The following is a 6,882-nucleotide window of genomic DNA, read 5'->3' as shown; positions in this document are numbered from 1 at the left end:
CGGGAGTCCTCCCACCTCGAGGTCTACCCCCGGGCCCTGCCCTCCCTCGCCCGCCGGTGGCGGCAGGGATGGGACGGTCGGCTGCTCACCGTCAGTGAGGGCCGCGGTCCCTCCACCTGAGGGCGGGGGGCGGGGGCAGCCCGGCCGGGTCGCCCGCGCCGTGGACGGGCCCGTGCCGGGGCTGCTCAGTCGAGGGAGCGCAGCGCCGCCAGGCACGCCCCCAGGGTGGCGACCTCCAGATCGGGCGGGACGAGGACCAGCCTGGACGCCAGGTCCATCTGCGTGAGGAAGTCCGAGGCCCGCGCGCGTCTGCGCAGCGCGTCGGTGAGTGCGTCGAGGAAGGGCGGCCCTGCCTCCGCCACCCCGCCCCCGATGAGGATCGTGCCCGTGTCGACCCCGAGGCCCACGGTGGTCACCGCGTGCGCGACCGCGCCGATCCACTGCGCGAGGACGTCGCGCGCGCGGGGGTCGCCCTCGTCGGCGCGCCGCAGGACGTCGGTGACGGGTCGGGTCCCCCCCGGGGTCGGCCACATCTCGGCCAGGGCGCGCCCGGAGGCGTAGAGCTCGAGGCAGCCGTGCTGGCCACAGGGGCACCGGGGCCCGTCGGCGCGGTAGGGGATGTGGCCGATCTCGCCGGCGCTGCCGTGCGCGCCGCTGCGTGGGACGCCGTCCAGCACCATCCCGGCGGCGAGGCCCGTCCCCAGCGAGATGAGGGCGACGTCCTCGCCGACCCCCAGCGCGTGGGCGGCACCCACGGTGGCTGCGGCCACGTCGTTCTCCAGGTGCACGGGCACCCCGGTGCGTTCACGGACCAGTGGCCCCAGGGGGAGGGGTTCGGCCCCGATCCCCACGTTGACACCGTTGGCCACCGTGCCGCGGGAGGGGGAGACGACCCCGGGGATCCCGATCCCGATGGTGCGGACGCGCAGGCCGGACAGCGCGTCCTGGGAGGTCAGTCCCTCGAGGACGCGGTCGACGGTGTCGAGGAGGCCCTCCGGTCCGCGCACGGTGCGCAGACGGGAGGAGGCCACCGCCCGCCCGGACGTGTAGGCCGTGGCGAGGGCCTTGGTGCCACCGATGTCGATGCCGACCGCGACCTCGTCCGGACCGGGTCCGGGCAGTGTCGGCAGGGGTGGGTGACCGCTCATCCCTTCACCGCGCCCGAGACGAGACCGGAGGTCATCCGGCCCTGGACGAACAGGAAGAAGATGATCACCGGCAGGGCGATCAGGGAGGAGGCCGCCATGACCTGGGCCCAGTCGACCCCGCGGTTGACGGAGGCGTTGAGGAACCCGCGCAGCCACAGGGGCAGGGTCTGCGAGCTCGCCTCGGGCAGGGCGATGAGGGCGATGGTGAACTCGTTCCACGCCTGGAGGAACGCGTAGACGCCCGACGCCACGAGACCCGGTGCGAGCAGGGGGAAGGTGATGCGGATGAAGGCCTGCGTGCGTGAGAGGCCGTCGACCATGGCCGCCTCCTCGAGCTCCGCGGGCACCCCGGCCACGAACCCGCGCAGCATCCACACGGTGAAGGGGATCACCGCCGCGGAGTAGAGGACGGTGACACCGAGGACCGAGTTGAGTCCCAGTGCCGGCACGGTGGCCCCCACGGTCGAGAGCATCTTGTACTGGGCGATGAAGAGGCCCTCTGCGGGGAGCATCTGGATGAAGAGGACCGCGAGGACGAAGGACCTGCGGCCGCGGAACCGGAACCGCGAGATCGCCAGTGCTGCGAGGAACGCGAACGCGAGGACCACCACGACGGTGAGGAGCGTGATCGACAGGCTCATGCGCAGCGCGCTGGCGAAGCCGGGGTCGGTGGCCACACGCCGGAAGTTCGACAGGGTCGCGTTGGTCGGGAGGAACGAGGGCGGGACCTGGCGCAGACGGGCGTTCGGGGTCAGTGCGGACAGCAGCATCCAGTACACCGGGAAGACCCACGCGAGTGCGACGACCACACCGAGCACGTTGAGCAGGATGCGTCCGGGCCTGATGCGCGTGCGGTTCGCGGCCGGCCGGTCGGAGGTGGTGGGGGTGGCGCGGACACCGGTGGCGGTCGGGGCGCTCATTGCGCGTCCTCCTTCATGAGGGAGCGGACGTAGGGCCAGCTCAGGAGCATGGTGAGGGCCAGGACGAAGAGTGAGACGGCGGAGGCCCCACCGAAGTCCTGCCGGCCGATGCCGAGCTCGTAGATGAGGTTGCCCAGCAGGTTGGTCTCGGCCACGGGGGCGCCGGCGTCCTGGAGGAGCCGGATCTGCGCGAACACCCGCAGGTCCCAGATGATCTGGAGGAGCAGGACGATGGAGAGGACGGGCCTCACCATCGGCAGGAGGATGTGGTGCAGGAGCTGGGCGGGGGAGGCCCCGTCGATCTGGGCGGCCTCGATGATCTCCTCGGGGACCTGGGTGAGGCCCGCGAACAGGGACAGCGCCACGAAGGGCACGGACATCCAGATGATGACCAGGGAGGCGACGAGGAAGAAGGTCAGGGGGGTCGACAACCACGAGAACTGCCTGAAGCCCGAGAACTCGAGTGAGGTGAGGAGCCAGTTCACGACGCCGGTGCGGTAGTCGAACAGCCAGCGGAACACGGTGACGGCGGCGACCATGGGCATCGCCCAGGCCAGGAGGAGGCAGACCTGGACCGTCACACGCACCGCGGCGGTGACCGAGCGCATGAGGAGGGCGCAGGCGAGACCTGCGGCGACCGTCACCACGGCGTTGAAGAGGCAGAACGCGATGGACCGGGCCACGACCGCCCACAGGCGGCCGTCGGCGAAGACGCGGGCGAAGTTGTCCAGGCCGACGAACCTGGGCGGCTGGCCGAACTGCTGGGCCAGCCCGTACTCCTGCATGGAGGTGATGACCTGCCAGATGACGGGGTAGCCCAGACCGGCGAGCAGGATGATGACGGCCGGTGCCAGGAGGGCGTAGGGGACGAGGGTGCGTCGGCGACGGCGGGGCCGTCCCTCCTCCCGGGAGCGGGGGAGGGCGGGCTGGGTCGGCGCGCTGGGCGCCACTGCGGGGTGCTGGGTCATGGTGGGTCCCTCATGGGGGTGGGGTGCCCGGCCGCTGGGGCCGGGCACCCCGGGATGGGTCGTCGGTCAGCTCTGGCCGTTCAGCATCGGCGTGAGCTTCGCGTCGTACTCGGTGGCGAGCTTGGTGACGTCTCCGCCGTCGGCGATCTTCTGGAAGAGCTCCTCGTAGACGAAGGCCCCTTCGATCGCGGCCCAGCCGGGGGCCGCGGGCGTCAGCTTGGAGGCCGCCGCCGTCTCGATCATCGTCTTGGCGAACTTGTCGTCACCCAGGGAGGAGACGTACTTCTGGTTCGCCGGGCCGAGGCCCGCCTTGCCCAGCATCTCCTGGTACTCCTGCGAGAAGACGATCCTCAGGAGGTTCTCCGCGAGCTCGGGGTGCTGGGACTTCGCGGAGATCGCGATGTTGGAGCCACCGGCGAACACGGGGGCGACGCCGCCGTCGACGCCGGGCAGGGCGAAGATGTCGAACTTGGAGTCGTCGGCCATGCCGTCACGGACCTCGTCGCCGGCATCGTTCTTCGTCAGGTCGCCGATCGACCAGCGGGCCCACCCGGGGGCCATGATCGTGGCGGCCGCCGGGGCGGCTCCGTCGGTGCCGTCGTTGAGGAAGTCCCAGTAGGCGACGTCACGCTCGGTGGTGGGGAGCTTGGAGGAGGAGCGCACCATGTCCTGCCACATCTTGAGACCCTTGACGGTGTCGGGGTCGGAGAGGGTGGAGGTCCACTCGGTGCCGTCGACGGTGGCGAGTTCCCCACCGTTGGCGAAGACCCAGGAGATGCCGTTGCGCCAGTCCTGGCCGCCCATGGCGAAGCCTGAGCGGTCGTCGGTCGTGAGTTCCGCGACGTCGTCGGAGAACTCCTGGAGCGTCTTGGGCACCTCGATCCCGGCGGCCGTCCAGATGTCCTTGCGGTAGAAGATGTAGCGGGAGCCGAAGTAGTAGGGCACCGCGTAGACCTTCGAGTCCACCGTGCCCACGTCGACGAAGGACTGCAGGAGGTCGGAACCCCCCAGTTCGTCGTAGATGGGCGTCAGGTCGCGGAAGGCGCCGACCGTGGTGAACGTCGGGGCCTGGGTGTTGCCGATCTCGACGACATCGGGGGTGTTGGCGGCGTCGGGCAGCGCGGTGGTCAGCTTGGTGACGAGGTCGGACCAGTCCTGCTCCTCGATGGTGAGGGTGGAGCCGGGGTTCTCCGTCTCGAACGTCTTCTTGAGGTAGTCGCGGAGCTCCTGGGGGGTGTCCGAGCCGGCGAGCCACAGGGTGATGTCCCCCGGCTCGACGGTGGCGTCGCCCCCGGAGGCGGCCTCCCCGGAGGACTGCTGGTCGGAGCCTCCCTGGGAGCAGGCGGCCATGCCGACTGCCATCGACATCGCCGCGATGACGGCGAACGGGCGTCTGAGCTGTTTCATCGGGTGTTCCTTTCATGACGGGCCACGGGGGTGCCCCGGTGTGGTGACTGGTGGTGGGACTGCGTGGTCATGCGATCCCCAGGCGTCCGGAGAGGACCAGGACGGCTGCACCCCGCAGGGCCCCGTCCTCTCCCAGGGTGGACATGCGCATGACGAATGACCTGGTGGAGCGGGGGAGGGTGCGTTCCCGGATCGTGCTCGACGCACTCTCCAGGAGCTCCCCCGCGACCAGGTGGTCCTGGCCCGAGACGATGAGCTCGGTGAGGTCGAGGGTCGAGACGACGGGGGCGAGGACGGTGCCCAGCCGACGTCCGACCGCCCGGAGGTGTTCGGCCCTGGCGGAGGCGTCGAGTCCCTGGAGGTCCTCGCGCAGCGCGGGTGCCGAGAGGATCGTCTCCAGGCATCCGCGTCGCCCGCAGGCGCAGGGCTTCGGTGGCCCCAGGAGCGTCTGCTCCGTGTCCCGGTCGTCGACGGCGGTGACGTGGCCGATCTCGCCGGCGGCGTTCCCGGCCCCCTGGAGCAGTGCGCCGTCCAGCACGAGACCCGACCCGAGTCCGACCCCGATGTGGAGGCGCAGGAGGTTGCCCCCCGTCGACCCGCCGAAGGAGTACTCCGCGAGTGCCGCGCAATTGGCGTCATTGGCGACGAGGACGGGGAGGCCGCAGGCCGAGGAGAGCCTCCCGGCCAGGGGGAGGTCGAACCAGCCGAGGTTCGGGGCCTGCTCGACGAGCCCGTCGGGGGTGATGACACCGGGGGAGGAGATCCCGATCCCGAGGACCTTCTGGTCCGCGAGGGACACGAGGGTGCGGGCGAACTCCGTGAGGACCTCGACCCCGTCGTCGCCCGGGGGGAGCCGCCGGGCCTCGGTGCGCCTCTGGACGGTGTTCCCGGAGAGGGTGAGGACGGCACCGCTGAGCAGGCCGTCATTGGTGAGGTCCAGGGCGACGATCTGCCACCGGTCCTCGGCGAGCCCGACGAGGATGGCACGCTTGCCGACCCGGCCGGTCGGGTTCTCGGTCCCCAGCTCCGTCGCGAGGCCCTCCGTGACGAGCTCCTCGACGAGGGCGGAGGCGGTGACGCGGGTGAGGCCCGTGGTGCGGGCCAGTTCGGCGCGGGAACAGGGTCCGTGGTGGAAGAGGTGCTGGAGGACGGCAGCACGGTTGTGGGCACGTGCCTGTGAGGGCAGTGCCCTCCCCGTCACCCGAAGTTCCCGTGGACTCATGTGTGTTAGTTAAGCAAACTAACTGTTAACGGAGAAGCCTTTTGGGTTACCGTGATCACATTGTGACCTGGAGGACATCCCGGTCGGACATCGGTGGAAGGGAGCGGGACATGGGGTCGGACGCGGACTTCGACGTGAGGTGGGGGCTGGTGCCGCGGCCGTACCGGGTGGCCCGGGGACCGGGGGAGGTCCCGGTACCCTGGGTCGGGACCCGCGCCGGGAGCGTGGCGGGAACCGGGACCGTGGTGTCGGCGGACACCGCCATCGACGTGGACGGTCGGGGCGTGCGCGTGGACGTCCGACGGGTCCGGGGTGCGGGCGACCTCGGACTTCCGGAGGGTATCCCTGACTGGCAGACGGCCGAGGCCAGTCTCCTGGAGATCACGGAGGACGGCATCCTTCTGTCCTCCACCGGTGAGGCGGGCCTGCTGAGGGGGTCCTGGGTCCTGCGTCGCCTGGTCCGGGCGGGGCACGGCACGCTGCCCGTGGCGACGGTCCTCGACCGGCCCGAGTACCGGTGGCGGGGCCTGGGCCTGGACCTCGTGCGCCACTTCTTCGGTCCCGACCACCTCCTCACGGTCATGGACCTCATGGAGGAACTCTCGCTCAACGTCCTCCACCTCCACCTCAGCGACGACCAGGGGTGGCGGGTGGAGGTCCCCGACCTGCCCGAGCTGGTGGCGCGTTCCTCCGGTGGTGCGGTGGGAGGGGACCCGGGTGGCTCCCTCTCCCAGGAGGACCTCGCGCTGCTCACCCGGGAGGCCGCACGGCGCGGGATCGCACTCGTGCCGGAGGTGGACGTCCCCGGCCACACCAACGCAGCGCTCCACGCGCTGCCCGCCCTCAACCCGGACGGGGAGGTGCCCCCGGCCTACACCGGCACCGAGGTCGGCTTCTCGACCCTGTCCACCGCAGCGCCCGGGACCGCGCGCTTCCTCGACGCGGTGGTCGCGGCGCTGCGCCCCTGGGCGGACCTGGGCCTGCACATCGGCGGGGACGAGTCCCACGCCACCGCGCCGGAGGAGTACGCGCGCCTGGTGGGGATGGCGTTGGAACGCGTCCACGCCGCCGGCCTGCGTGCGGTGGCGTGGCAGGAGGCTGCCGACCTCCTGCGCGAGGGGGACCTCGTGCAGGTCTGGGACGAGAGGCTCGACCTCTCGGGGGTGGCGCGGGCGGCCGGGCGTGGGGTGCGGGTCATCACCTCCCCGGCCTCGCGC

General features: G+C 71.4%; 6 protein-coding genes. 1 reads left to right on the top strand and 5 read right to left on the bottom strand.

All coding sequences use genetic code 11. The features are described 5' to 3' along the window. Positions 1–185: 185 nt before the first annotated feature. The 5 genes from TA90_RS06495 to TA90_RS06475 all read right to left on the bottom strand — a co-directional run bounded on the left by TA90_RS06495 (position 186) and on the right by TA90_RS06475 (position 5,665). Positions 186–1,148 carry an ROK family protein gene (locus TA90_RS06495; protein ID WP_052450591.1) on the bottom strand — a complete coding sequence of 321 codons (963 nt, stop codon included), beginning with the start codon at positions 1,146–1,148 and terminating at the stop codon, positions 186–188. After that, complete coding sequence (locus TA90_RS06490; protein ID WP_043535245.1) at positions 1,145–2,068, bottom strand: carbohydrate ABC transporter permease; 924 nt, start codon at positions 2,066–2,068, stop codon at positions 1,145–1,147. Before TA90_RS06490 ends, TA90_RS06495 begins: the two co-directional genes overlap by 4 nt. Further along, positions 2,065–3,036, bottom strand: a complete 972-nt coding sequence (locus tag TA90_RS06485; protein ID WP_082031527.1) for a carbohydrate ABC transporter permease — start codon at positions 3,034–3,036, stop codon at positions 2,065–2,067. The genes TA90_RS06490 and TA90_RS06485 overlap by 4 nt, the downstream gene beginning before the upstream one ends. Before the next feature lie 66 nt (positions 3,037–3,102). After that, positions 3,103–4,443 carry an extracellular solute-binding protein gene (locus tag TA90_RS06480; protein ID WP_043535243.1) on the bottom strand — a complete coding sequence of 447 codons (1,341 nt, stop codon included), beginning with the start codon at positions 4,441–4,443 and terminating at the stop codon, positions 3,103–3,105. 67 nt (positions 4,444–4,510) lie between these two features. Then, complete coding sequence (locus TA90_RS06475) at positions 4,511–5,665, bottom strand: ROK family transcriptional regulator (protein WP_043535242.1); 1,155 nt, start codon at positions 5,663–5,665, stop codon at positions 4,511–4,513. Between the two features lie 110 nt (positions 5,666–5,775). Here TA90_RS06475 and TA90_RS06470 point away from each other — a divergent pair. Continuing rightward, the coding region (locus TA90_RS06470; RefSeq protein ID WP_043535241.1) for a family 20 glycosylhydrolase at positions 5,776–6,882 on the top strand (1,107 nt) is incomplete at its 3' end.

Source organism: Actinomyces polynesiensis (assembly GCF_000820725.1).
Taxonomy (GTDB): Bacteria; Actinomycetota; Actinomycetes; order Actinomycetales; family Actinomycetaceae; genus Pauljensenia; species Pauljensenia polynesiensis.
Note: the sequence above shows the minus strand (reverse complement) of the source record. Positions and strands in the feature narration are given on the sequence as shown.

Coding starts and splice junctions, on each gene's coding strand:
- TA90_RS06495 (WP_052450591.1), bottom strand. CDS start 1,148: ATGAGCGGTCACCCACCCCTGCCGACACTGCCCGGACCCGGTCCGGAC.
- TA90_RS06490 (WP_043535245.1), bottom strand. CDS start 2,068: ATGAGCGCCCCGACCGCCACCGGTGTCCGCGCCACCCCCACCACCTCC.
- TA90_RS06485 (WP_082031527.1), bottom strand. CDS start 3,036: ATGACCCAGCACCCCGCAGTGGCGCCCAGCGCGCCGACCCAGCCCGCC.
- TA90_RS06480 (WP_043535243.1), bottom strand. CDS start 4,443: ATGAAACAGCTCAGACGCCCGTTCGCCGTCATCGCGGCGATGTCGATG.
- TA90_RS06475 (WP_043535242.1), bottom strand. CDS start 5,665: ATGAGTCCACGGGAACTTCGGGTGACGGGGAGGGCACTGCCCTCACAG.